General features: G+C 68.3%; 22 protein-coding genes. 12 read left to right on the top strand and 10 right to left on the bottom strand.

Annotated features, from left to right (window positions below):
* Positions 1–2: 2 nt before the first annotated feature.
* From lptE to RMO12_RS01530, 5 genes are all read left to right on the top strand, one after another.
* Positions 3–503 (top strand): LPS assembly lipoprotein LptE, encoded by a 501-nt coding sequence (gene lptE / locus RMO12_RS01550; protein WP_309637949.1) that lies wholly within the window; start codon positions 3–5, stop codon positions 501–503.
* 102 nt (positions 504–605) lie between these two features.
* Positions 606–1,700 (top strand): DNA polymerase III subunit delta, encoded by a 1,095-nt coding sequence (holA, locus tag RMO12_RS01545; RefSeq protein WP_309637948.1) that lies wholly within the window; start codon positions 606–608, stop codon positions 1,698–1,700.
* A gap of 180 nt (positions 1,701–1,880) precedes the next feature.
* A complete protein-coding gene (locus RMO12_RS01540; protein WP_309637947.1) occupies positions 1,881–2,489 on the top strand; it encodes a methylamine utilization protein in 609 nt (202 codons plus the stop codon).
* A 144-nt stretch (positions 2,490–2,633) separates the two neighbouring features.
* Positions 2,634–5,078, top strand: coding sequence for an EAL domain-containing protein (locus RMO12_RS01535; RefSeq protein WP_309625150.1), 2,445 nt, complete (start codon positions 2,634–2,636; stop codon positions 5,076–5,078).
* Positions 5,079–5,279: 201 nt separating this feature from the next.
* Positions 5,280–5,813 carry a hypothetical protein gene (locus tag RMO12_RS01530; protein ID WP_309637946.1) on the top strand — a complete coding sequence of 178 codons (534 nt, stop codon included), beginning with the start codon at positions 5,280–5,282 and terminating at the stop codon, positions 5,811–5,813.
* Positions 5,814–5,918: 105 nt separating this feature from the next.
* Here RMO12_RS01530 and RMO12_RS01525 read toward each other — a convergent pair whose 3' ends face one another.
* The 3 genes from RMO12_RS01525 to thiL all read right to left on the bottom strand — a co-directional run bounded on the left by RMO12_RS01525 (position 5,919) and on the right by thiL (position 8,048).
* On the bottom strand, positions 5,919–6,401 hold the full coding sequence (locus RMO12_RS01525) for a CinA family protein (RefSeq protein ID WP_309625152.1): 483 nt from the start codon (positions 6,399–6,401) through the stop codon (positions 5,919–5,921).
* Between the two features lie 133 nt (positions 6,402–6,534).
* On the bottom strand, positions 6,535–7,086 hold the full coding sequence (locus RMO12_RS01520) for a phosphatidylglycerophosphatase A (protein ID WP_309637945.1): 552 nt from the start codon (positions 7,084–7,086) through the stop codon (positions 6,535–6,537).
* Complete coding sequence (gene thiL / locus RMO12_RS01515; RefSeq protein ID WP_309637954.1) at positions 7,083–8,048, bottom strand: thiamine-phosphate kinase; 966 nt, start codon at positions 8,046–8,048, stop codon at positions 7,083–7,085. Before thiL ends, RMO12_RS01520 begins: the two co-directional genes overlap by 4 nt.
* Positions 8,049–8,559: 511 nt before the next feature.
* Here thiL and RMO12_RS01510 point away from each other — a divergent pair.
* The 4 genes from RMO12_RS01510 to RMO12_RS01495 all read left to right on the top strand — a co-directional run bounded on the left by RMO12_RS01510 (position 8,560) and on the right by RMO12_RS01495 (position 12,065).
* Complete coding sequence (locus RMO12_RS01510; RefSeq protein WP_309637944.1) at positions 8,560–10,854, top strand: NADP-dependent malic enzyme; 2,295 nt, start codon at positions 8,560–8,562, stop codon at positions 10,852–10,854.
* 209 nt (positions 10,855–11,063) lie between these two features.
* On the top strand, positions 11,064–11,480 hold the full coding sequence (locus RMO12_RS01505) for a ribonuclease domain-containing protein (RefSeq protein ID WP_309637943.1): 417 nt from the start codon (positions 11,064–11,066) through the stop codon (positions 11,478–11,480).
* Entirely contained in the window at positions 11,425–11,916 is a 492-nt protein-coding gene (locus RMO12_RS01500; protein WP_405029602.1) for a barstar family protein, read from the top strand. The genes RMO12_RS01505 and RMO12_RS01500 overlap by 56 nt, the downstream gene beginning before the upstream one ends.
* Positions 11,895–12,065 (top strand): hypothetical protein, encoded by a 171-nt coding sequence (locus RMO12_RS01495; protein WP_309637941.1) that lies wholly within the window; start codon positions 11,895–11,897, stop codon positions 12,063–12,065. Before RMO12_RS01500 ends, RMO12_RS01495 begins: the two co-directional genes overlap by 22 nt.
* A gap of 143 nt (positions 12,066–12,208) precedes the next feature.
* Here RMO12_RS01495 and rsmA read toward each other — a convergent pair whose 3' ends face one another.
* Genes rsmA through RMO12_RS01480 form a run of 3 tightly spaced genes read right to left on the bottom strand, consistent with a single transcriptional unit; the run spans position 12,209 to position 16,811 of the window.
* The gene (rsmA, locus tag RMO12_RS01490; RefSeq protein ID WP_309637940.1) at positions 12,209–12,979 is read right to left on the bottom strand and encodes a 16S rRNA (adenine(1518)-N(6)/adenine(1519)-N(6))-dimethyltransferase RsmA; all 771 of its coding nucleotides are present in this window, start codon (positions 12,977–12,979) and stop codon (positions 12,209–12,211) included.
* A gap of 41 nt (positions 12,980–13,020) precedes the next feature.
* Entirely contained in the window at positions 13,021–14,355 is a 1,335-nt protein-coding gene (locus tag RMO12_RS01485) for a peptidylprolyl isomerase (protein WP_309637939.1), read from the bottom strand.
* A 23-nt stretch (positions 14,356–14,378) separates the two neighbouring features.
* Positions 14,379–16,811, bottom strand: a complete 2,433-nt coding sequence (locus RMO12_RS01480; RefSeq protein WP_309637938.1) for an LPS assembly protein LptD — start codon at positions 16,809–16,811, stop codon at positions 14,379–14,381.
* Positions 16,812–16,948: 137 nt separating this feature from the next.
* On the opposite strand from RMO12_RS01480, the gene RMO12_RS01475 reads away from it, so the two are divergent.
* The 3 genes from RMO12_RS01475 to RMO12_RS01465 all read left to right on the top strand — a co-directional run bounded on the left by RMO12_RS01475 (position 16,949) and on the right by RMO12_RS01465 (position 19,282).
* On the top strand, positions 16,949–17,998 hold the full coding sequence (locus RMO12_RS01475; RefSeq protein ID WP_405029601.1) for an aminoglycoside phosphotransferase family protein: 1,050 nt from the start codon (positions 16,949–16,951) through the stop codon (positions 17,996–17,998).
* Between the two features lie 9 nt (positions 17,999–18,007).
* Positions 18,008–18,745 carry a 16S rRNA (uracil(1498)-N(3))-methyltransferase gene (locus RMO12_RS01470; RefSeq protein WP_309624961.1) on the top strand — a complete coding sequence of 246 codons (738 nt, stop codon included), beginning with the start codon at positions 18,008–18,010 and terminating at the stop codon, positions 18,743–18,745.
* A gap of 105 nt (positions 18,746–18,850) precedes the next feature.
* A complete protein-coding gene (locus RMO12_RS01465; protein ID WP_309624954.1) occupies positions 18,851–19,282 on the top strand; it encodes a YidB family protein in 432 nt (143 codons plus the stop codon).
* Between the two features lie 94 nt (positions 19,283–19,376).
* On the opposite strand, the gene RMO12_RS01460 is transcribed toward RMO12_RS01465, so the two are convergent.
* The 4 genes from RMO12_RS01460 to atpA form a co-directional block, all read right to left on the bottom strand.
* Entirely contained in the window at positions 19,377–19,793 is a 417-nt protein-coding gene (locus RMO12_RS01460) for a F0F1 ATP synthase subunit epsilon (RefSeq protein WP_309637937.1), read from the bottom strand.
* A gap of 87 nt (positions 19,794–19,880) precedes the next feature.
* A complete protein-coding gene (gene atpD / locus RMO12_RS01455; protein WP_309637936.1) occupies positions 19,881–21,296 on the bottom strand; it encodes a F0F1 ATP synthase subunit beta in 1,416 nt (471 codons plus the stop codon).
* A 58-nt stretch (positions 21,297–21,354) separates the two neighbouring features.
* Positions 21,355–22,230: a F0F1 ATP synthase subunit gamma gene (gene atpG / locus RMO12_RS01450; protein ID WP_309625429.1), complete on the bottom strand. Its 876-nt coding sequence runs from the start codon at positions 22,228–22,230 to the stop codon at positions 21,355–21,357.
* A 41-nt stretch (positions 22,231–22,271) separates the two neighbouring features.
* A partial coding sequence (atpA, locus tag RMO12_RS01445) for a F0F1 ATP synthase subunit alpha (protein ID WP_309637935.1) occupies positions 22,272–23,603 on the bottom strand: 1,332 nt, incomplete at its 5' end.

The following is a 23,603-nucleotide window of genomic DNA, read 5'->3' as shown; positions in this document are numbered from 1 at the left end:
CCATGCCCACCCGTCGAACGAGCTTGCGGCTGCTGCCCGCCGCAGCCTTGCTGGTCGCAGGCTGCGGCTTTCGCCTGCGGCGCCCGCCCACGCTGAGCTTTGCCACCATCCAGCTGGTGGGTTTCCCGCCGCGCTCGCCGTTCACCGAAGAGCTGCGGCGCAGCATCGAAGCCAGCGGCAGCACGCGCGTGGTGGACTCGGTCGCAGCGGCGCGGGTCGTGCTGGAGGCGCTGGAGGACGCGCGCGATAAGTCGGTCGCCGCGCAGAGCGCCGCAGGCCAGGTGCGTGAGTTCACCCTGCGCACGCGGCTGCGCTTTCGCTTGCGCACACCGGCCGGCCGCGTGCTGATTCCCGACAACGAGCTGCTGCTTGCGCGCGACATGAGCTACAACGAGACCAATGCCCTGGCCAAGCAGCAGGAAGAAGCGGCGCTCTATCGCGGCATGCAAAGCGACATCGTCGAGCAGGTGATGCGCCGGCTCGCCGCGGTGCCGGCGCCTTGAGATAGGCCGCCCATGCGACTTCGGTGTTGCCTTCGGCGCCCCACCCGTCTTAGGCCCTGTGCCGCTGCACGCGCGCGGGGGTAGGCGCTGGCACGACCGTACATGCAGATCAAGCCCGACCAGCTCGCCGCGCAGCTGCAGCGCGGCTTGAAGCCGCTCTACACGCTGTACGGCGACGAGCCGCTGCTGGCGCTGGAGGCCGGTGACACGATCCGCGCCGCGGCGCGCGCCGCCGGCCACAGCGAACGCGCGGTCTACACCGTCGCAGGCGCCCACTTCGACTGGAGCACGCTGCTCGGCGCCGCCAGCTCGATGAGCCTGTTCGCCGAGTCACGCATCGTCGAGATCCGCATTCCGTCGGGCAAGCCCGGCAAGGATGGCTCGCAAGCCTTGCAGCAGTACTGCGCGCAGTTGCCCGAGGGCGTGCTCACGCTCGTCACCCTGCCGCGGCTGGACCGCCAGCAGCAGCAAAGCGCCTGGTTCGCCGCGCTGGAGGCGGCCGGCACCACCGTGCGCTTGGACGCGATCGAGCGCACTGCGCTGCCGCAGTGGCTGGCGCAGCGCCTGGCCGCGCAGAGCCAGCGCGTCGCGCCGGGCGACGAAGGGCAGCGCACGCTGGCGTTCTTCGCGGACCGCATAGAAGGCAACCTGCTGGCCGCGCAACAAGAGCTTGCCAAGCTCGGCCTGCTCTATCCGGCAGGCGAACTGGGCTTCGAACAGGTCGAGGCCGCGGTGCTCGACGTCGCGCGCTACGATGTCCGCAAGCTCGGCGAAGCCGTGCTCGCCGGCCAGGTGCCGCGCGTGCTGCGCATGCTCGAGGGCCTGCGTGCCGAGGGCGAGACGCCGGTGCTGGTGCACTGGGCGTTGGCAGAGGACATCCGCGCGCTGCGGCGCTGCAAGGACGCCATGGCCGGCGGCAAGCCGCTGCCGATGGCGCTGCGCGAGAACCGCGTCTGGGGGCAGAAGGAGCGGCTGTTCGAGCGGGCGCTGCCGCTGCTCGACACGGCGACACTGGAGCTGCTGCTCGAAGCGGCGCATGTGTGCGACGGCCTTATCAAGGGGCTCGCTCACCCCGCGTGGCCGAGCGAGCCATGGGCCGCGTTGCAGCGCCTGGCCTTGCTGCTCGCCCAGCCGCTGCAGGGTGCGCGCGGCACGGCATCGCGCACCGGCACAGCGCGGCTGGTGTTGCAGGGCTGACACCCTGCCTGCGGCCAGCGCACGGTCGAGCGTGCGATCCATCACCGCCGCCTGCGACACGTCACCCCACTGCCGCGATCACCCGTCGACACGGCCCAGGCTTGCCGCGATGATCGAACGATGACGGGCGACACGGGTCGCCCGTTGTGCCGCATTCCTGCCGCCCTCGCCCTCGCTCTCATGACCCCTCGCCACCCCCGCCTGTCCGCGTTGCTGTGCTTGCTTGGCGCCAACGTGTGCGGCGTGGCCGATGCGGCCGTGCTCACCGTCACCGTCAGCAGCGGGCAGGGCCTGCCGATGGCCGATGCGGTGGTCGCGGTGGAGGTACGCGGCGCCTCGACGCGCGCCGCACCCGGCATTCAGGCCGAGTTGGGGCAGCGCGGCAAACGCTTCACGCCTTCGGTGCTGGCAGTGCAGACCGGCACCGAAGTCAATTTCCCCAACTTCGACACGGTGCGGCATCACGTCTATTCGTTCTCGCCGATCAAGCCCTTCGAGCTCAAGCTCTATGCCGGCACGCCGGCCTCGCCGGTGCGCTTCGACAAACCAGGCGTCGCTGTGCTGGGCTGCAACATCCACGACAAGATGACCGCCTACGTGCGCGTCGTCGACACACCCTACTTTGCCCGCACCGACGCCGCGGGTCGCGCGCTGCTCGACGTGCCGCCCGGCGATCACCGGCTGACGATCTGGCATGCCGGCCTGAGCGTCGACACGCCACCACCAAGCCGGCCCCTCAAGCTCGGTGCCGCGCCGACCAGTTTGTCGGTCACGCTCGATGCGCCCTGAGCCGAGCCCCCACGCTCACTGCGTTCACACCCCCCGATGCGGCGCTCGGCGCCCTTGGGGCGGCCCGGCGGACGCTGAGACGGCCCGGCCCCCCGTCGTCGTGGCCGCCGAAGCCGCGCCCTATACCGAGGCGACTCCATTGACATGACGTTGCCGAAATTTCTGTCGCGCAACCGGCTGCAAGTGCGCATCGTCGGGCTGTTTCTCGGCTTGCTGCTGGTCGTTCAGGTCGCCAGTCTGCTGCTCATCGGCAACAGCATCGCCATCAATGCCCGCGCGTCGGTCGACGCGGAGCTGCACACCGCGGAGCGAGTCTTCGCGCGGCTGCTGGAGCAAAACGCCGGCAACCTGACTTCGGCCGCGCGGCTGCTGGCGGCCGACTTCGGCTTTCGCGAGGCCGTGGCAAGCAACGACGAGGCGACCCTGGCCTCGGCGCTCATCAACCACGGTGAGCGCATTGGCGCCAGCGTCGTGCTCATCACCGATGCCCAGTTCGCCCTGAAGGCCGCCACGCGCGACGGCGCGCAGCGCTTCGTGCCTGCGCTGCGCCGCCTGGCGAAGGCGCCGGAGAGTACGTCGAGCATGGTGCTGCTCGACGGCGAGCCCTACCAACTGGTGGCAGTGCCCGTCAAGGCACCGCTCACCATCGGCTGGGTGGCGATGGGCTTTCGCATCGAAGAAACATTGCTGCGCGAGATGCGTCAACTCTCCTCCATTGAAGTGGCCGTCATGAGCCGGCGCGGCGAGCCGCTGCGATGGAATCTGCTTCAGTCCACGCTGGGCGGCGAGGCGGCTGCGCCACTGCTCGACGCCTGGCTGCGTGCACGCGACGCGGAGGGCGCCCGCGGTGGCGCGCTCGCCGAGCGCAACTTGCTGCTCGAGCTGACCGACGTGGGCGCGATGAATGGCCACTCGCTGGCCCGCGAGATGGCGCTCGTCACCGAAGGCGAGCATCAGACCGTGGCGGTGCTGATTCGCTCGCTCGACGAAGCGACCGCGCCCTACCGTCGTCTGCAATGGACCTTGCTGGCCTTCACGCTGGTGGCGATCGGGGTGTTTGCCATCGGCGCCGTGTTCACTGCGCGGCGCATCACCACGCCGCTGCGCGCGCTCACGCGCTCGGCCGGCCGGCTCGGCCAGGGCGATTACGAGCAGGTGCTCGAGATCGAATCCAAGGACGAGATCGGCGAACTGGCGCGCGCGTTCGAGGCCATGCGCCAGGCGGTGCAGGCACGCGACGGCGAGGTGCGGCGCCTGGCCTACGAGGACGCGTTGACCAAGTTACCCAACCGCGAGAAGTTCCGCATCCTGTTGCGCCAGGCGATCGCTCATGCGCGCGCCGAGGTCGAGCCTTGCGCCATCATCATGCTCGACCTGGACCGCTTGAAGCATGTCAACGACGTGCTCGGCCACCGCTTCGGTGACCGGCTGCTGCGCCGTGTCGCGCGTCGACTGACGCAGGAGGCAGAGCGCAGCAACGACGTGGTGGCGCGCCTGGGCGGCGATGAGTTCGCGATGCTGCTGACGGGCGCCGACATCGACGTCGCCCAGGGCGTGGCCCACCGCATCCAGCAGGCCTTCGAGGTGCCGATCACGCTGGACAATCACACCGTCGACCTCGGCGCCGGCATAGGTGTGGCCTGCTGCCCCGACCACGGCATCGACGCCGACGCGCTGATGAGCCACGCCGAAGTGGCGATGTACGCGGCCAAGCGCAACCAGTCGGGCGTGGTGGTCTATACCGCCGCACTCGACTCGAGCAGCGAGGAGTCGCTGTCGCTGCTGAGCGAACTGCGCACCGCGGTGGACGGCGGGCAACTGCGCCTCTTCCTGCAGCCCAAGATCGCGCTGGCCACCGGCGCGGTGGTGGGTGCCGAAGCGCTGGTGCGTTGGGAACACCCGCAGCGCGGCCTGCTGCCGCCGATGCGCTTCATTCCCTTTGCCGAACGCACCGGCTTCATCCGCATGCTCACCGGCTGGATGATCGAGCGCTGTGCCCACGTGCTTCAACAGCTGCACGCGGCGGGCAAGCCACTGAAGCTCTCGGTCAACCTGTCCACGCGCGACCTGCTCGACCAAGAGCTTTCCGTCAAGCTACAGCGCCTGATCGAGGTCGAGCACATCGACCCTGCCACGCTCTGCCTCGAGATCACCGAAAGCGCCATCATGGACGACCCGCCGCGCGCGCTGCAGACGCTCGAGCGGCTGCACCAGATGGGCTTCAAGCTCGCGATCGACGACTTCGGCACCGGTTATTCGTCGCTGGCCTACCTCAAGCGGCTGCCGGTGGACGAACTCAAAATCGACCAGAGCTTCGTGCTCAACATGGAGCGCGACCTCGACGACGCCAAGATCGTGCGCTCCACCGTCGACCTGGCGCACAACCTGGGCCTGTCGGTGGTGGCCGAAGGTGTGGAAACCGCCAAGGCCTGGAAGCTGCTGCAGGCACTGGGCTGCGACGAGGCGCAGGGCTACTTCGTCGCCAAGCCGATGCCCGAGGCGCTGTTTGCCAACTGGGTCAGCGAATGGCGCGCGCCGCAGTTGCAATCGGTGCGGCTCGATTCGGGCTTCAGCCGGCTCGCCATCTAAAAGCGACGCAAGCAAGGCAGCGTGAACTCCGCACGTTGCCCGGCGCTGGCAACGACGTTCGCAGCGATGTGACACATGACGCTACACCCGGCAACGCCGCGACTGGGGACACTCTCTTCGGGTGATCAAGCTCCTCGTCCTCTTCATGTATCTGCTGGCGACCTGCACCGCCATCGGCGCCATCGTGCCGACCTGCACCTCTTGGGCAAGCTGTCCGCTTATCCGGTGCGCATCGCGCCGCCCAACCCCTTCGTGATGCGCCTGGTGAGCGCTGCGCTGCTGCTGCTCTACGCCAGCGGCGCGCTGCTGTTGTGGATGGGCCTGAGCGAAAGCGCGAGCTATCTCAATCCCAAGCTGCAGGCCAAGTTGCTGCTGGTGGGCCTGCTGAGCGCCAATGCGCTGGTGCTGCACTGGGTCAGCTTCCCGCGCCTGGTGCGACGCGGCCGGAGACTCACGCCACTGAACCTGCATGACGCCTGCGGTGTGGCGGCGCCGGTCGCACTGTCGAACTGCCTGTGGATGTACTGCGCCTTCCTCGGCATCGCGCGGCCCTGGAACCAGGGCGTCACGATGAGCGAAGTGCTGCTCGTGGGTGCATTGCTGTTCGCGCTCTCGTTCGCCAGCGTGCTGGTCGTGCTCACGCTGGCGTCGCGGGCACGACCGCGCGGCAAGCCGGACTGGGTCGACAGCCTCAAGGGCCGGCTCGGCGCACTCGGCGCGGCACTAGGCACCTGAGGCGAGCGCACCCGCGAGCCTGTCCGGCCGGGCATAACCCCTGGCACGCGGCGCTCACAGTCCGCAACGGGCGATGCAGACAGTCGATCTGCTGGACGAAGCGGCTCACGCGCGGGTGGCGGCTTCAATCAAGCGCTGCAAGGCACGCCGCACCGTCTGGCCGCGCACCGCCGCGCGGTCGCCGCCGAGTTGCAACAGTTCGGCGCGCGGCGGCAGGCCTTGCACGGCCACGCCGAGCCAGACCGTGCCCACCGGCTTGCCCGGGGTCGCGCCGCCGGGCCCGGCGATGCCGGTCACCGCGAGCGCCAGTGCCACGCGGCTGCGCTGCAGCGCGCCCTCGGCCATCGACAGTGCCACCTCGCGACTGACCGCCCCGTGCCGCTCGATGAGGGCAGCGGGCACGCCGAGCAGCTCGGTCTTGGCGGCATCGCTGTAGCTCACGACGCCACGCTCGAACCAGTCGCTCGAACCGCCGACGCTGGTGCAGGCGGCCGCGAGCAGCCCGCCGGTGCAACTCTCGGCAGTGGCCATGCGCCAGCCGCGCGCGCGCAGGGCATCGCCGAGTTGCGCGACCAGGCCTTCGTTCATGCAAGCTCGCTTTTCATGCGGTTTCTCCTGTCCACGCAGGCAGCCGGCTGCGGCTCTCGAGGAAACGCCGGGCCGCCCCGAGTTTCCTTGGCCCCGCGGGGGGCGGTCGCCGCACCGCGGTGGCCTGGGGCACTCAATACCGCCACAGCGCGATCACGAACAGCGTACACAGCGCCGCGACCGCGTCGTCGAGCAGGATGCCAAAGCCCTGCGCCCAACCGAAGTTGGTGCCGGGGCGTCGACGCTTGAAGCGCGCGTCGGCCCAGGCCACGGGGCCGGGCTTGGCGGCGTCGAAGAAACGAAACAGCACGAAAGCGCCGAGCTGAGCCGCCAGGCCGGCCGGTGTCACCAGCCACAGCACTGCCCAGAAGGCCAGCACTTCATCCCAGACGATGGCGCCGGGGTCGGCATCGTGCAGGTGGCGCGCGGTGAGCGCGCAGGCCCACCAGCCGATCAGCGTGCCGGCGCCGATCACGGCGGCCCATTGCGCGTCGCCAAGCCAGCGGTTGAGCACCGCGAAGCTGAGCCAGGCCCACAAGGTGCCCACCGTGCCGGGCGCCAGCGGGCTCAGGCCCGAGCCGAATCCCAGCGCAATGACGTGCGCCGGGTGGGCGAGCAGGAAGCGTACGTCGGGGCGCACCGGCGCGGGCGCCAGCGGCGGGTTCAAGGGCAACAGGGCGTTCATGTGCGGAAGTGGTCGAACGACTGCCAGTCATTGTCGAGCGCAACGCCGTGCGCGTCGACCAGACGCAGGCCCGGCTCGACTTCGACGCGCCCGATCGCCGTGACCGCCACGCCAACGTCGCGCGCCGCCGCCAGCACCTGTTCGCGCACGGCCTCTGGCGCCGTGAAAACCAACTCGTAATCGTCGCCGCCGGCCAGCGTACACAGGCGCTGCAGCGCCTGCGGCTGTGCGGCGAGGTCGGCGCTGCGTGGCACATGCTCGGTGTGCAGGCGGCACCCCACGCCCGAGCGGCGCAGCAGGTGAGACAAGTCGCCCAGCAGTCCGTCGGAGACATCGATCGCTGCGCTGGCCACGCCGCGCAGCGCCATGCCGAGCGCCACGCGCGGCTCGGGCATTTCCATGATGCGGCGCACGCGCTCGAACGCGTCGCCGCTCAATGCGACCAGGCCGCGAAACACCTCGAGCGCCAGCCGCGCATCGCCGAGCCCGCCGCCCGCCGCGTGGCTGACCCACACCGCGTCACCGGGCCGCGCGCCGCTGCGCAGCAGCGCCGCGCCCACCGGCACCTCGCCGAACACGGTGATGCAGACATTGAGCGGCCCGGCGGTCGTGTCGCCGCCGACCAGCTCGCAGCCGTGCCGCTCGGCCAGGGCGTGCAGGCCGCTCGAAAAGCCGGCCAGCCAGGCGGGGTCGACACGCGGCAGGGCCAGCGCCAGCGTGAAGGCCAGCGGCTCGGCGCCGCAGGCGGCAAGGTCCGACAGGTTGACCGCCAGCGCCTTGTGGCCCAGGCGCTGCGCATCGACGGTAGAAAGGAAGTGCCGGCCCTCGACCAGCATGTCGCAAGACACCGCCAGCTGCATGCCCGCGCGCGGCGCGAGCACCGCGCAGTCGTCGCCAGGGCCGACTGCGGCGCGCGTCGTGGGCCGCTTGAAGTAGCGCGCGATCAGCTCGAACTCGCCCAGACTCATCGTGAGACACCCACGGGAGCCCCGCCGCAGGGTGGCGTGTCGAGCGGCCCGATTCCCCGATCACCCGCAGCCAAAATTCGTTTTCGTCGAGGGGGTCCCACCGCTGCAAATCCGAGGCGACCCGGCCGATCAAACCTGATTTTCTTGAATTTCAACATGACGTACCGGTGACCCGACTTCGAGCGGCGTGCTTTCGATTGTCGCCGTGCCCTCGAGGCGCTCGCCTTCTCGGAGGCGGGCGCTGGGGTGGGGCGATGGTTCCCGGCCGCCGACCCAGGACAGCCATCGGCGCAGGCCGGTGACGGGCCGCGCGGACGGACAAGCGGCGAACACCGATGGGGTGGGGGCGCGCTGGGGACGGGACAGGGCGCAGTTTCGCGCATGCCCGCCGCCCCTGGATTGCGAAAACACGCCACCGCGCGGCGGCATGGCGAGCGGCCGCGCACGAAGCGCATTCCTACAATCGTGCTGACGCAGCCGCGTGCCGCACCCCGGAAGACTCACCATGCCCACCTTCGAAGAAAAGCGCTCCGAACTGCGCCAAGCGGCACTTGAATACCACGAGTTCCCGACGCCGGGCAAAGTGGCGATCGCGGCGACCAAACAACTTGTCAACCAGCGCGACCTGGCGCTGGCGTATTCGCCCGGCGTGGCCGCGGCCTGCGAGGAAATCGTCGCCGACCCGGCGAACGTCTACCGCTACACCTCGCGCGGCAACCTGGTGGCCGTGGTGACCAACGGCACCGCCGTGCTTGGCCTGGGCAACATCGGGCCTTTGGCGGCCAAGCCGGTGATGGAAGGCAAGGCGGTGCTGTTCAAGAAGTTCGCCGGCATCGACGTGTTCGACCTCGAGCTCGCCGAAACCAACCTCGACAAGCTGGTCGACTGCATCGCCGCGCTGGAGCCCACCTTCGGCGGCATCAACCTCGAGGACATCAAGGCGCCCGACTGCTTCTATGTCGAGCGTGCGCTGCGCCAGCGCATGAAGATTCCGGTGTTCCACGACGACCAGCACGGCACCGCGATCGTGGTCGGCGCGGCCACGCTCAACGGCCTGAAGGTGGTCGGCAAGGACATTGCCGCGGTCAAGCTGGTGGTGTCGGGTGCGGGTGCTGCGGCACTCGCCTGCCTGAACCTGCTGATCAAACTGGGCCTGCCGCGCGAGAACATCTGGGTCACTGACCTGGCCGGCGTCGTCTACAAGGGCCGCACCGAACTGATGGACCCCGACAAGGCCGAGTTCGCGCAAGCCACCGCGCTGCGCACGTTGGCCGCGGTGATGGACGGCGCCGACATCTTCTTGGGCCTGTCCGCAGGCGGCGTGCTCAAGCCAGAGATGGTGCGCGGCATGGCCCGGCACCCGCTGATCTTCGCGCTGGCCAACCCCAACCCGGAGATCCTGCCCGAGGACGTGATGGCGGTGCGTGAAGACGCCATCATGGCCACCGGCCGCACCGACTACCCCAACCAGGTCAACAACGTCCTGTGCTTCCCCTACATCTTCCGCGGCGCGCTCGACTGCGGTGCGACCACCATCACCGATGCGATGGAGATCGCTGCGGTCCGCGCCATCGCCGAGCTGGCGCAGGCCGAGCAGAGTGAGGTGGTGGCGGCCGCCTATGTCGGCGCCACGCTGTCGTTCGGGCCGCAGTACCTGATTCCCAAGCCGTTCGACCCGCGGCTGATGATGAAGATCGCGCCGGCGGTGGCGCGCGCGGCGGCCGAATCCGGCGTGGCCTCGCGGCCAATCAAGGATTTCGATGCCTACCGCGAGAAATTACAGGCCTTCGTTTACGCCTCGGGCACGACGATGAAGCCGATCTTCAACCTCGCCAAGCGCGCGCTCTTCAAACGCGTGGTGTTCTGCGAAGGCGAGGAAGAGCGCGTGCTGCGGGCGGTGCAGGTGGTGATCGATGAAAACCTGGCGCGCCCGACGCTGATCGGCCGACCCGAAGTGATTGCTCAGCGCTGCGAGCGTTTCGGGCTGCGGCTGGAGGCTGGTCGCGACTACGACATCGTCAACACCGAGCACGACGAACGCTACCGCGACTACTGGCAAACCTACCACCGCATCACGGCGCGCCGCGGCGTGACGCAACAGTTTGCCAAGATCGAAATGCGTCGACGCCTCACCCTGATCGGCACCATGCTGCTGCACAAGGGCGAGGTCGACGGCATGTTGTGCGGCACCTGGGGCACCACCGCCACGCACTTGCAGTTCATCGACCAGGTGATCGGCCTGCGCCCCGGCGCGAAAACCTACGCCTGCATGAACGGCCTGATCCTGCCGGGCCGCCAGCTCATGCTGGTGGACACGCACATTAACTACGACCCGAGCGCCGAGCAGCTGGCCGAGATCACTGTCATGGCGGCCGAGGAAATGAAGCGCTTCGGGCTGGTGCCCAAGGCGGCGCTGCTGAGCCACTCCAACTTCGGCTCCAGCCAACAGCCTTCGGCGCTGAAGATGCGCGAGGCGCTGGCGCTGGTGCGCGCGCGCGCGCCCTGGCTCGAGGTCGACGGCGAGATGCACGGCGACACCGCGCTCGACCCCTCCCAGCGCAGCCAGCAGATTCCCGACAGCACGCTGTCCGGCGAAGCCAACCTGCTGGTGCTGCCCAACATCGACGCCGCCAACATTTCCTACAACCTGCTCAAGACCGCCGCCGGCGGCGGCATCGCGATCGGCCCGGTGCTGCTGGGCGCTGCCAAGCCGGTACACCTCCTGACGCCTTCAGCCACGGTGAGGCGCATCGTCAACATGACCGCGCTCACCGTGGCTGACGTCAATGCCGTGCGGTGAACGAAACGGCAGGACCAGGCACGTCGAGAAAGAATTTACCGAGCGACCTTCGGTGTCATCGGGGCACTGCCCTCACTCAGTTACGAGCTGAGTTTGCGCTTGCAAACATTACCTCAAAGGCCTTGGTTCCCTGCTGAATTTTGAGGCAAAGCCTTGAGGTTTCGGCACCGTTTCGGTACCATCCGGGCTTCAAATTTCAGGGATTACCCGTGTTTTTCACCGGTCGGTCACACCGGGATTCTGGCTGGCGGCCTGGGGCGTCCTTCCTGCTTGCGGTGGTTCTCGGTGCGGCGGTCCTCGGGCCGGGAGCGTCGGCAAGGCAGGGCACGGCGGCGGAAGTCGGCGTGGCGCTGAAGGCGCTGCCGGTCGAGGCCCAGACCACCCACCGGCTGATCCGTGAAGGCGGTCCCTTCAAGTACCAGAAGGATGGCATCGTGTTCGGCAACCGGGAGCGGCTGCTGCCACGCCAGCCGCGCGGCTACTACCGCGAATACACGGTGCCAACGCCGAAGTCCCGCGATCGGGGGGCTAGGCGCATTGTTTGTGGCGGGCTTCGATCCGTCTCACCCGATGCCTGCTATTACACCGACGATCACTACGCGAGCTTCCGCCTCATCGCGCCGTGAGCCCAACCATCAACAAGGAACGAGGGGGATCCTGACCATGATGCCGTTGCACACCGTTCGTCCCAACATCGTGCAGGCGATCCGCGCATTCCGCGTGGAGGACCTGCAAGCTGCTGCCCAAGACCTTCATCAGCACTTCCTCTATGCGAACCTGGGCGCGGCCCAGTCGAAACAGGAAGTGCTGGACACGATCGCCGAGGCCTTCACCTTCCCGGTGCATTTCGGCAAGAACCTCGATGCGCTGTTCGACTGCATGACCGACCTGGTCCACAAGTCGGGCAATCAGCCCGGGTTCGTGGTCGTGCTCGAGCAACTGCCCGACAACCCCAAGTTCGACCGGGAGGCGCGCGAGCAACTGCTCGACGTGTTCCGCGACGCTGCCGACTTCTGGGGAGAACGCAAGATACCGTTCCGATGCTTCTATTCTTTTCAATAGCCCGCTCCCCGGAAATCGGGCAGGGAGAGCGGGCAGGGGAAGCCCAGAACGACGCCAAGCCGGTCAAGACGCCGGCCGGCATGATCACGGTGGCGCTGCCGCGGATGAGCAGCGCTTTCGACACCGCCGGATGGCTGGTCGCGGCCTGAGATAACAACCCCCACGCCCCTGCGAGGGCGCGCAGCCTTGTTGGGGCGGCCCGGCGAAGGCTGAGGGTCTCGAGACCGCGACCGGAAGGCGGGGCCGCACGGCCCTGCTGATGAAACGACGACGGGCCCTGCGAGGCCCGTCGTCACGTCGGCGTGCCCCCGATCTCGATGGCAAGCGCCACGTACTGCGCCACCGGCACCTCCTCTGCACGGCGCTGGGTGTCGAACGCGCCACCGAAACCGCGCACCTCGAGCCAGCGCCCCAAGGTGTGACGCAGCAGCTTGCGGCGCTGCGAAAACGCCACCGCGACCAACTCGCCAAGCAGGGCGGGTGCCACGGCCGGTGCCACCGGATACGGCAGCATGCGCACGACCGCCGAGTCGACCCGCGGCGGTGGCTCGAACGCTTCGGGTGACACGTCGAGCACGGACTCGATGTCGTAGCGCCACTGCAGCATGACCGACAGGCGCCCGTAGTCCTTCACGCCCGGGCTGGCGGCCATACGTTGCACGACTTCCTTTTGCAGCATGAAGTGCTGGTCTTTGATGACGCCGGCCGACGCCAGCAGGTGAAACAGGATCGGCGTGGAGATGTTGTAGGGCAGGTTGCCGACCACTCGCAGCGGCATGGGCTCGCTCGCGGCGAGGGCCGTGAAGTCGACCCGCAGCACATCGGACTCGATCACCTGCAGCTCGGGACGCTCGCGCAGCCGGCGCGCTAAATCGCGGTCGAGCTCGATCACCGTCAGGCGACCGCAACGCTCGACCAGCGGGTTGGTCATGGCGCCCAGACCCGGCCCGATCTCCACGATCGCCTGCCCGGGCCGCGGGTCGATCGCCGCCACGATGGCATCGATCACGCTGCCATCGGCCAGGAAATGCTGGCCGAAGCGCTTGCGCGCGACGTGCCTCACCCTAGGGCCTGTTCACACCAACGCGTGCCGATGTCGGGCGCTCACTGCGGTGGCTCTCGCATCTCCACGTAGGCGCGCGCGCGTACCTCGCGCGACCAGTCGGCGTAGGCTTCCTCGAACTTCTGCTCGCGCAGCACGTTGCGCGCGATCTCGCGCTGTTGCTTGCGATCGACCGGGACACTGCGGCGCTCCAGCACCTGAATCAAATGCACGCCAAAGCGCGACACCAGCGGGGCGGAAATCTGGTTGGGTGCGAGCGCCTTCATTGCCTCTTCGAACTCCGGCACGAACTGCCCGGGCGCGGCCCAGCCCAGATCACCCCCCTGTGGCGCACTGCCGTCTTCGGAGTTGTCGCGCGCCAGTTGCGCAAACATCGCGCGGCCCGCCTCGATCTGCTGCTTGAACTCGGCCAGGCGGGCCACCGCCGCCGCCTGGCTGAGCTGGGGCCCCGCGCGCAGCAGGATGTGGCGTGCGCGCGTCTGCTCGACCACCATGCCGCCGTCGCGGCGCTCGATCAGCTTGAGCACATGAAAGCCTGCGCCCGAGCGCAGCACCTGCGGCACCAGCGCGCCGGTCCGCAGGTCACGCACCGCCTCGGCAAACAGGTCTGGCAGGCGGTCGGCCGCGCGCAGGCCGATCGCGCCGTCCTGGTCTTTGGGGCCGGTGGACAGCTCGGCCACGAGCTTGGCGAAGTCCTCGCCCGCCCGCGCACGCGCCAGCGCCTTCTCGGCCACCAGGCGGCGTGCGTCGACGTCCGCCTCGGAGGCGCCGTCGGGCACGGCGATGAGCACCTGCGCGACGTTGTATTCGGCCGGCGTCGCGCTGCTGGCGCGGCTGGAAACCAGCGCGTCGACCTCGCTGTCGCTCACCTTGATGCGGTTGCGCACCTCGCGTTCGCGCACGCGCTCGAGCAGGAGCTGCTCCTTGAGGTTGGTGCGAAAGCGCGTGAAGTCGATGCCCTCACGCCGCAGTCGCTCGCGCAGTTCGACCAGCGTGATGCGGTTTTGCACCGCGACGTTGGTGACGGTGCGATCGATCTCGGACTCCTCGATGCGCAGGCCGCTGTCGCGCGCGGAGCTCAGTTGCGCGCGCTCGTCGATCATCGCTTCAAGCAACTGGCGGCGCAGTTCCTCGTCGTCTGGCAGCTTGCTGCCGCTTTGCGCCGCCTCGCGCTTCACGTTCGCCAGGCGCAGCTGCATCTCGCCGTTGGTGACCAGTTCCTGATTCACGATCGCCACGATGTAGTCGGCCGAGCGCGGGGCGCTGGCGCGCGCCGCCTGCGCATGGGCCGTGCTCGTCGCGAGCCAGGGGGCCGCCGCGCCCAGGACGAGCAAGCCGCACAGCAGCGGGCGAGGAAAACGAAAGGTCGATGTCATCGCTGGCATTCGGAAAAAGGCACTCAGGGGTGGGACAGGGCGGGTGCCACCGTGCTGCTGTCGTCGCGCAGCAAGCGGTAGCCGGGGATATTCTCCCTCAGCACCTCGAGCGGATTGGAGCCCAGGCGCGAGAGCCCCACCAGCTCGAGCTGCAGCAGGAGGCGCGTCGTCGCCTCGCTGCGCCCGGTGGACAGCCGCTCGGCAACGACGCGCCCGATCCAGCAGCCTGCGTCGTACTCGAAGCCGACGATCGAATCGGTGATGCGCGAGTCGCGCCGACTGTAGTTGACCCTCCCGACGCTGTACCAGGCGCCCGGGCATCCCCCCGTTGAAGAGACGCCGCGGCCCGCCATGACGCCGTCGCGCGACAGTGCATCGCGCGCCTCCAGCGCGGCGGCGTGCGAGCGTGCCACGGCATTGATCGGCCATTGCCAGCCGAGCTCGATCTGCTCGCTGGCATTGCGGGTGTAGCGGTAGGTCGCCGCCACGGTGCGCAGCGGCCCGGGCGAATAACGCAGGCTGGCGATGGAGCGCACCGCGCGGCTGACGTCTGCGCTGTATTGCAGCGAGCCGTCGAGCCACCAGCGCGGCACCAGGTTGGTGGAGCCCAGCAGCAGCAGGTCCGACAGACGCTGCGTGACCGGAAGGCCGTCGGGCGTGATGCGCTGGTCGCGCAGCAAGAGGCGCTGCGCCATGCCCAGTCGCAGTACCTCGGCGCCGCTTTGGCGGTCGAGAAAGCGTGTCGTCACGCCGGCCGTGACCTGGTTGGCGTCGGACACGCGGTCGACACCCGAGAACACGTTGTCGGCGTAGATCGAGGTGAAATTGAAGTCGTTGGCAGCGCTGTCGAAATTGGGCAGATTCGACTGCTCGCGGTAAGGCGTATTGACGTAGAGCAGACGCGGCTCGAGCGTTTGCGTCAGCGCGCGCCCGAAGGCTTCGGTCTGGCGCTCGAACACCCACGCACTGTCGAGCGCCACGGTCGGGATGACCCGCGACGCGCTCGAGCTTGGCGCGCCCGCCGCCCGATCGAGGTTGTAGGTCGCGGCATTGATCGAGACGCGCGGCGTGAGCGTCCAGCCCGGCGTACCGAGCGGCGCCCAGGGCAGAGCGAGCGAGCCGATCGCATGCAGGCGCGAGCCGGCGCGCAGGGCCTCATTGCCATTGGTGAAGCGATTCGCCTCGGTCTCCCAAGTCCACTCCAGCCCCCGCGCGGCGCCGCGCTGATTTACGCCGATCTGCGGTTCGCGCTGGTAGGGCGAGACGATGCGGCTGGCCGGGTCGGGGTCTTGCAGCACCTGCCAGCGCTGCACGCGCGCATAGGCCACGGTTTCGCCCCAGAAGCTGTCGAAGCGGCGAGTCGCATACGCCGAGCCGGGCAAGAGCCGCGGTGTCGGGCTCGGCAGGTGGTGCGAAAAATCTTTCCAGTAGTCGTCATCCGAGACGCGTTGCAATGCGGCGCCGTAGTCGACCGCACCGACCCGCGCGCCCTCCCAGCGCGCCTCGTGCCCGAGGTTGAGTGACCAGCGCGAGCGGCCTGCGGCGCGATCGTCGGGCAGCAAGTAGGTCTGCAGGCTGCCCTGGTAAGTCCGCTCCAGGTAACGGTACTCGGCGCCGAGCGCTGCGCCGCGGCGCGTGAGGATGGTCGGCGTCAAGGTGGCATCGCGGTTGGGCGCGATGTTCCAGTAATAGGGCACCGACGTTTCGAAGCCGCTCTTGTTGTCCAGGTTGATGCTCGGCGGCAACCAACCCGATTTGCGTGCGTCCGACAACGGGAAGCTCAATGTCGGCGCGGCCAGGATCGGCACGCCATAGAAGCGCAGCACGGCGCCCTCGGCGCGCCCTTCGTCGGCGGCGGTGTCGAGCAGCACGCGGTCGGTGCTGAGGATCCAGGCCGGTTCCGGTGCGGGACAACTGGTGTAGGTGGCGCCGTGGGCGACGCTGCGGAATTCATCGAGAAAGTCGATGCGCTCGGCACTGCCGCCAGCATCGGTGCGGCCGAAATGGTAGGTCGGCGACAGGAAGTAGCCCTTGAAGCGTTGCACCTCGAGCTGCACTTCAGAGCCGCGAAAGGTATTGCCGTTCTGGCGTATCTCGACATTGCCACTGGCACGCGCGGTATCGCTGGACTGCAGGTACTCCAGGCGATCAGCCTTCAGCGTGAGAGGCCCGCGCCTGAACTGCACCGCGCCCTCGGCGAGGGTCTCGAGATCGGGCCGTCCCGACAGGCGATCGGCCTCGATCACCACCGGTTGCGACCCGTCGCCACCGAGGATCGCCGGGCCCAGGCGCACGCCGGACTCCGGGCTCGAGCGCAACGGCTCGGCGGGTGCCGTCTGCGCCCACGCCACGCCACCGAGGGTGGCGAGCGCGGCCGCCGCGACGGGCCGCAGCAAGGCTGCGCGCGCGCGCCGCTGCGGTGCATGGGCATGGCAAGCAGTGATCGACGGCGACATGGACAGCGGGTGAGAGCGAAGAAGCCGCCAGCCGTGCGCGGCGCCGCGCACATCGGCGCATTGGGGCGCCGGCAGGCGGATGCGATTTGTAGAATCGATTATTCCATGCGCTTTCGCGCTGCCGACTGGCCCGACCCTTGAGCAACGCATCCCCGATCCACTGGAGCGACCCGGCCCGCGAACAGGCCTTCACGCACTGGCTTGACACGCTGCCGCCGGGCCTGGGGCTGGACCGGACCAGCGTGCAATCGGCCAGTGCCGACGCGAGCTTTCGCCGCTACCTGCGCATCGACAGCGTCCGGGGCCCACGCATCGTGATGGACGCGCCCCCGGCGCACGAGGATTGCCGCCCTTTCGTGCGCGTGGCGCAACTGCTGCGCGAGGGCGGCCTCGAGGCCCCCGAGGTGCTCGCGTTCGACGAAGCGCATGGCTTCATGCTGCTGCAAGACCTCGGCGCGACGACCTACCTCGACGCGCTCGCCGGACGCGATGCGGCCCAGGCCGCGCCGCTGTACCTGGGCGCGATCGACGCGCTGGTGCGCCTGCAGCGCATCGAACTGCCGGCGCAGTTTCCGCCCTACGACCGCGCGCTCATGCAGCGCGAGCTCGAGCTGTTTTCCGACTGGTACGTGGCTCGACACTGCGGCCATGTGCTCGGTGCAGCCGACCGCGCACGACTCGACCAGGCCTTCACGCTGATCCTCGATGCCTGCGTCGATCAGCCCGGCGTGCTCGTGCACCGCGACTACCACTCGCGCAACCTGATGGTGGCGAGCGGCACCGCCGGCTGCGGCATCCTCGACTTCCAGGATGCCGTGCGCGGCCCCATCACCTACGACCTCGTCTCGTTGCTGCGCGACGCTTACATCGAATGGGACGAAGCGACGCAGCTCGATTGGGCGGTGCGGTACTGGGAGCGCGCACGCGCGGCGGGGCTGCCGGTGCATGCCGACTTCGGCGCGTACTGGCGCGATTTTGAATGGATGGGCCTGCAGCGCCACCTCAAAGTGCTCGGCATCTTCGCGCGCCTCTATCACCGCGACGGCAAGGACGGCTACCTCAGGGATCTGCCGCTCGTCTGGCGCTACGCGCACCGCGTGGCCGCGCGCTACCGGGCGCTCGCGCCGCTGGCGCTGCTGCTCGAGCGACTGGCGGGCACGGAGCGCACGGCCGGCTACACCTTCTGAGTGCTTGCCGTGCCCCGTTTCCACGTCGACCTGCCGCTGGCCACCAGGCTTGAGACCACGCTCCCCGCCGCGGCCGCGCGCCATGTGCAAGTGCTGCGCCTGCAGCCCGGCGCGACGCTCACCTTGTTCGATGGCCAAGGCTGCGACTGGGATTGCGAGCTGCTGTCGATCGGCCGCAGCGAGGTGCGCGTGCGCATCGGCCAAGCCCGCGCCGTCGACCGCGAACTGCCGATCGGTGTGACCTTGGCGCTGGGCATGCCGGCCAACGAGCGCATGGACTGGCTGGTCGAGAAAGCCACCGAACTCGGCGTCGCGACGATTCAGCCGCTGCTGTGCGAGCGCTCGGTGCTGCGCCTGGCCGGGGAACGCGCCGAACGACGACTCATTCACTGGCGAGGTGTGGCCGCTGCCGCGGCAGAGCAATGCGGCCGCAGCCGCCTACCCCGGTTGGCGCCGGTGCGGTCCTTCGGGGAATGGCTGGGCGCACTCGAATCGCCGACCGGCCAAACGCGCTTTGTGCTCAGTCTGGCCGAGGGCACGCAGGCCTATGCCGACGCCTTGCGCCCCGCCTTGCATGCCGCCAATGGCTTGCTGTTCTTGAGCGGGCCCGAGGGTGGCTTGAGCGAGGCCGAAGACGCCGCAGCCCGCACCGCCGGCCTGCAGCCGGTGACGCTCGGCCCGCGCGTGCTGCGCGCCGAAACCGCGCCCTTGCTGGCGCTGGGTGCGCTCGCGGCTCTGTTCGCCTGAGCCAGCACTTGTACGCCCCGGCGGCGGGGCCGTCCTTCGGACTGTCACGCGCGAACTGCACAATAGGCTTCAGGTGGGTTGCAGGCCCGCGCACGGAGGTAGAACATGGGCTTGTTGGACTCGGTGATCGGCGCCCTCGGTGGCGCTCGAGCGAGCGATCAAGGGCAGGGCAATGCCTTGCGTGCGGTGGTCGCCATGCTGGCCCAAGGCGGGCCGGGTGGCGCAGGCTTGGCGGGCCTCGTGCAGCAACTCCAGCAGGGGGGACTGGACGAGCTGGTGGGCTCCTGGGTCGGCACCGGGCGCAACCTGCCGGTGTCGCCACAACAACTCGAAACGGTGCTGGGAAGCGAACGCATCGCGCAACTCGCGAATGAGCTGGGCATGTCGCACGGCGACGCAGCGGGCCAGCTCTCGCAATGGCTGCCGACGGTGGTGGACCGCCTCACGCCCAACGGCCAACTGCCCGAACCCGGCGCGGCCGGCAATGGCGATTTGGGCGACATCGACAGCCTGCTGTCGCACTTCACGCGGAATTGAGCGCGAGCAGAAAATCGCGCCCTTGGGCGACCCCGGCGTGACAAGGCCCGCCGAAGCGGGCCTTGTGTTTCTCGTGCGCGACTGCCGCTTGCGTCTACTTGCGGCGGAACTTGCGCAGCGCCGCGATCTGCGCTGCCATCGCCGCGAACTCACCCTGCGCCTTGGCGAAGTCGATGTTGTTCTTGGCGTTCTTCATCGCTTCTTCGGCCTGCCGCTTGGCTTCGGTGGCCTTGGCCTCGTCGAGATCGGCGCCGCGGATGGCGGTGTCGGCCAGCACCGTCACGCGGTCGGGCTGCACCTCGAGAATGCCGCCGGCCACAAACACGAACTCTTCGGCGCCGGTGTCGGCGCGTTGGATGCGCACCGCACCCGGCTTGATGCGCGTGATGAGCGGCGTGTGGCGCGGGTAGATGCCCAGCTCACCCATTTCGCCGGGCAGCGCCACGAACTTGGCCTCGCCCGAAAAGATGGACTCTTCGGCGGAGACCACGTCGACGTGAATGGTTGCCATGCTCGGTCGTCCTTAGCGTGTTGAAGAAGGGTCTGGAAGCAAAGCGTCGGGCTCGGGGCGGCTTGCGTAACCGCCCGAGCGCGTCGCTTACTGCATCTTCTTCGCCTTTTCGATGGCCTCGTCGATCGTACCGACCATGTAGAAGGCCTGCTCGGGCAAGCTGTCGCATTCGCCGGCCACGATCATCTTGAAGCCGCGGATGGTTTCCTTCAGCGGCACGTACTTGCCGGGTGAGCCGGTGAAGACTTCGGCGACGTGGAAAGGCTGCGACAGGAAGCGCTGGATCTTGCGCGCACGCGACACGGCCAGCTTGTCTTCCGGCGCCAGCTCGTCCATGCCAAGGATGGCGATGATGTCGCGCAGTTCCTTGTAGCGCTGCAGCACGGCCTGCACGTCGCGGGTGGTCTTGTAGTGCTCCTCGCCAACCACGTTGGGGTCCACCTGGCGCGAAGTGGAGTCGAGCGGGTCGACGGCCGGGTAGATGCCCAGCGAGGCGATGTCGCGCGAGAGCACCACGGTGGCGTCCAGGTGCGCGAAGGTCGTGGCAGGCGACGGGTCGGTCAGGTCGTCCGCCGGCACGTAAACGGCCTGGATCGAGGTGATCGAGCCGACCTTGGTGGACGTGATGCGCTCTTGCAGGCGGCCCATTTCCTCCGCCAAGGTCGGCTGGTAGCCCACCGCCGAGGGCATGCGACCCAGCAGCGCCGACACTTCGGTGCCGGCCAAGGTGAAGCGGTAGATGTTGTCGACGAAGAACAGCACGTCGCGACCCTCGTCGCGAAACGACTCGGCAATCGTGAGGCCGGTCAGCGCCACGCGCAGGCGGTTGCCCGGGGGCTCGTTCATCTGGCCGTAGACCATGGCGACCTTGGACTCGCCCAGGTTCTCGAGGTTGACGACGCCCGAGTCGGACATCTCGTGATAGAAGTCGTTGCCTTCGCGGGTGCGCTCGCCCACGCCGGCAAACACCGACAGGCCCGAGTGCGCCTTGGCGATGTTGTTGATGAGCTCCATCATGTTGACGGTCTTGCCGACACCGGCGCCGCCGAACAGGCCCACCTTGCCACCCTTGGCAAAGGGGCAGATCAGGTCGATCACCTTGATGCCGGTTTCCAGCAGCTCCTGCGACGGCGACAGCTCGTCGTAGGCCGGCGCCTTGCGGTGGATCGACGCCGTGAGCGTCTGGTCGACCGGGCCGCGCTCGTCGATCGGCGCACCCAGCACGTCCATGATGCGACCCAAGGTGGCGGGCCCGACCGGCACCATGATCGGGTTGCCGGTGTTCTGCACCTCGATGCCGCGCCGCAGGCCGTCCGACGAGCCGAGCGCGATGGTGCGCACCACGCCATCGCCGAGCTGCTGTTGAACTTCGAGGGTCAAGGTCGAGCCGTCGAGCTTGAGGGCGTCGTAGATCCGGGGCATGCGGTCACGCGGAAACTCCACGTCCACCACGGCGCCGATGCACTGAACGATCTTGCCCACGGCTGCTTGCGTGTTCGCCATTTTTAGTTCCTTGGAAATCAATAGTCTTAAGCTTGCGTCGAAGGTCGCTGGCGGGCCATCAGCCCACGGCGGCAGCGCCGCCCACGATCTCGGAGAGTTCCTTGGTGATCGCGGCCTGGCGGGTCTTGTTGTAGACCAGCTTGAGCTCACCGATCAAGGTGCCGGCGTTGTCGGTCGCGGACTTCATGGCCACCATGCGCGCCGACTGCTCGGACGCCATGTTCTCGGCCACTGCCTGGTAGATCAGCGCCTCCACGTAGCGCAGCAACAGGTCGTCGATCACCGTCTTGGCTTCGGGCTCGTAGAGATAATCCCAGCCCGGTTGACCGGCGTCGGCCTGCAGGCGCTCGGCCGCCAGCGGCAGCAGCTGCTCGACCACCGACTCCTGCTTCATCGTGTTGATGAAGCGGGTGTAGCAGAGGTAGACCGCGTTGATGCGGCCTTCGGTGTAGGCGTCGAGCAGCACCTTGACCGGGCCGATGAGCTTGTCCAGGCGCGGCGCGTCGCCCAGGTGCGTGGCGTGCGACACCACCTTGGCGCCGATGCGGTTGAGGAAACCCAGGCCCTTGTTGCCGATCGCCACCGTCTCGGCCTTGACGCCTTGCCCTTCGAGCTCGCGCAGCTTGCCGGTCACGGCGCGCAGCACGTTGGTGTTGAGGCCGCCGCACAAACCCTTGTCGGTCGTCACCACCACGAAGCCGGCCGCCTTGGCCGCACTGGAGGCGACCGCCATGAAGGGGTGCGTGTACTCGGGATTGGCATGCGCCAGATTGGCGCTGACATTGCGGATCTTGTCGGCATACGGCCGCGCGGCGCGCATGCGCTCCTGCGCCTTGCGCATCTTCGAAGCCGCGACCATTTCCATGGCCTTGGTGATCTTCTTGGTGTTCTCGACGCTCTTGATCTTGCCGCGTATCTCTTTGCCGGCCGCCATGAAGCGCTCCTTAATCTATTCGGGTGTCGGGACGCGCGGACTCAGGCGAAGCTTTTCTTGAAAGCCCCGATCGCGCTGCCGAGTTCGGCCTCGCTGTCCTTGTCGAGCGCCTTGCTGTCCTCGAGCTTCTTCAACAGCGCAGCGTGGCTGCTCTTGAGGAACTGGTGCAGGCCGCTCTCGAAAGCCAGCACTTTCTTCACCTCGATGTCGTCGACGAAGCCCTTGTTGACGGCGTACAGCGTGGCCGCCATGAGGCTGATCGGCAGCGGCTGGTACTGCTGCTGCTTGAGCAGCTCGGTCACGCGCGCGCCGCGGTCGAGCTGCTTGCGCGTGGCTTCGTCGAGGTCGCTCGCGAACTGCGCGAACGCGGCCAGCTCGCGGTACTGCGCCAGGTCGGTACGGATGCCGCCCGACAAGCCCTTGATGAGCTTGGTTTGCGCCGCGCCGCCCACGCGCGACACCGAAATACCGGCGTTGATGGCGGGGCGGATGCCGGCGTTGAAGAGGTTGGTCTCGAGGAAGATCTGGCCGTCGGTGATCGAGATCACGTTGGTGGGCACGAAGGCCGACACGTCGCCGGCCTGCGTCTCGATGATCGGCAGCGCGGTGAGCGAGCCGGTCTTGCCCTTGACTTCGCCCTTGGTGAACTTCTCGACGTAGTCGGCGTTCACGCGCGCGGCGCGCTCGAGCAGGCGCGAGTGGAGATAGAACACGTCGCCCGGGTAGGCTTCGCGTCCCGGCGGGCGGCGCAACAGCAGCGACACTTGGCGGTAGGCGACGGCCTGCTTGCTGAGATCGTCATAGATGATCAGCGCGTCTTGCCCGCGGTCGCGGAAATACTCGCCCATGGTGCAGCCAGAATAGGCCGACACGTACTGCATCGCTGCCGACTCCGAAGCCGAGGCCGCGACGACGATGGTGTAGTCCATGGCGCCATTGGCTTCGAGCGAGCGCACCACGTTCTTGATCGAACTCGCCTTCTGGCCGATCGCAACGTAGACGCAGGTCATGTTCTGACCCTTCTGGTTGATGATCGTGTCGATCGCCACCGCGGACTTGCCGGTCTGGCGGTCGCCGATGATCAGCTCGCGCTGGCCGCGGCCAATGGGCACCATCGCATCGATCGACTTCAGACCCGTCTGCACCGGCTGATCGACCGACTTGCGCGCAATGACGCCCGGCGCGACCTTCTCGATCACGTCGGTCATCTTGGCGTTGATCGGGCCCTTGCCGTCGATCGGTTGGCCGAGTGCGTTGACCACGCGGCCGATCAGCTCCGGGCCGACCGGCACTTCCAGGATGCGGCCGGTGCATTTGACCGTGTCGCCCTCGGAGATGTGCTCGTACTCGCCCAGGATCACCGAGCCGACCGA

Source organism: Methylibium sp. (genome assembly GCF_031393925.1).
In the GTDB taxonomy this organism is placed as follows: Bacteria; Pseudomonadota; Gammaproteobacteria; order Burkholderiales; family Burkholderiaceae_C; genus Methylibium.
Note: the sequence above shows the minus strand (reverse complement) of the source record. Positions and strands in the feature narration are given on the sequence as shown.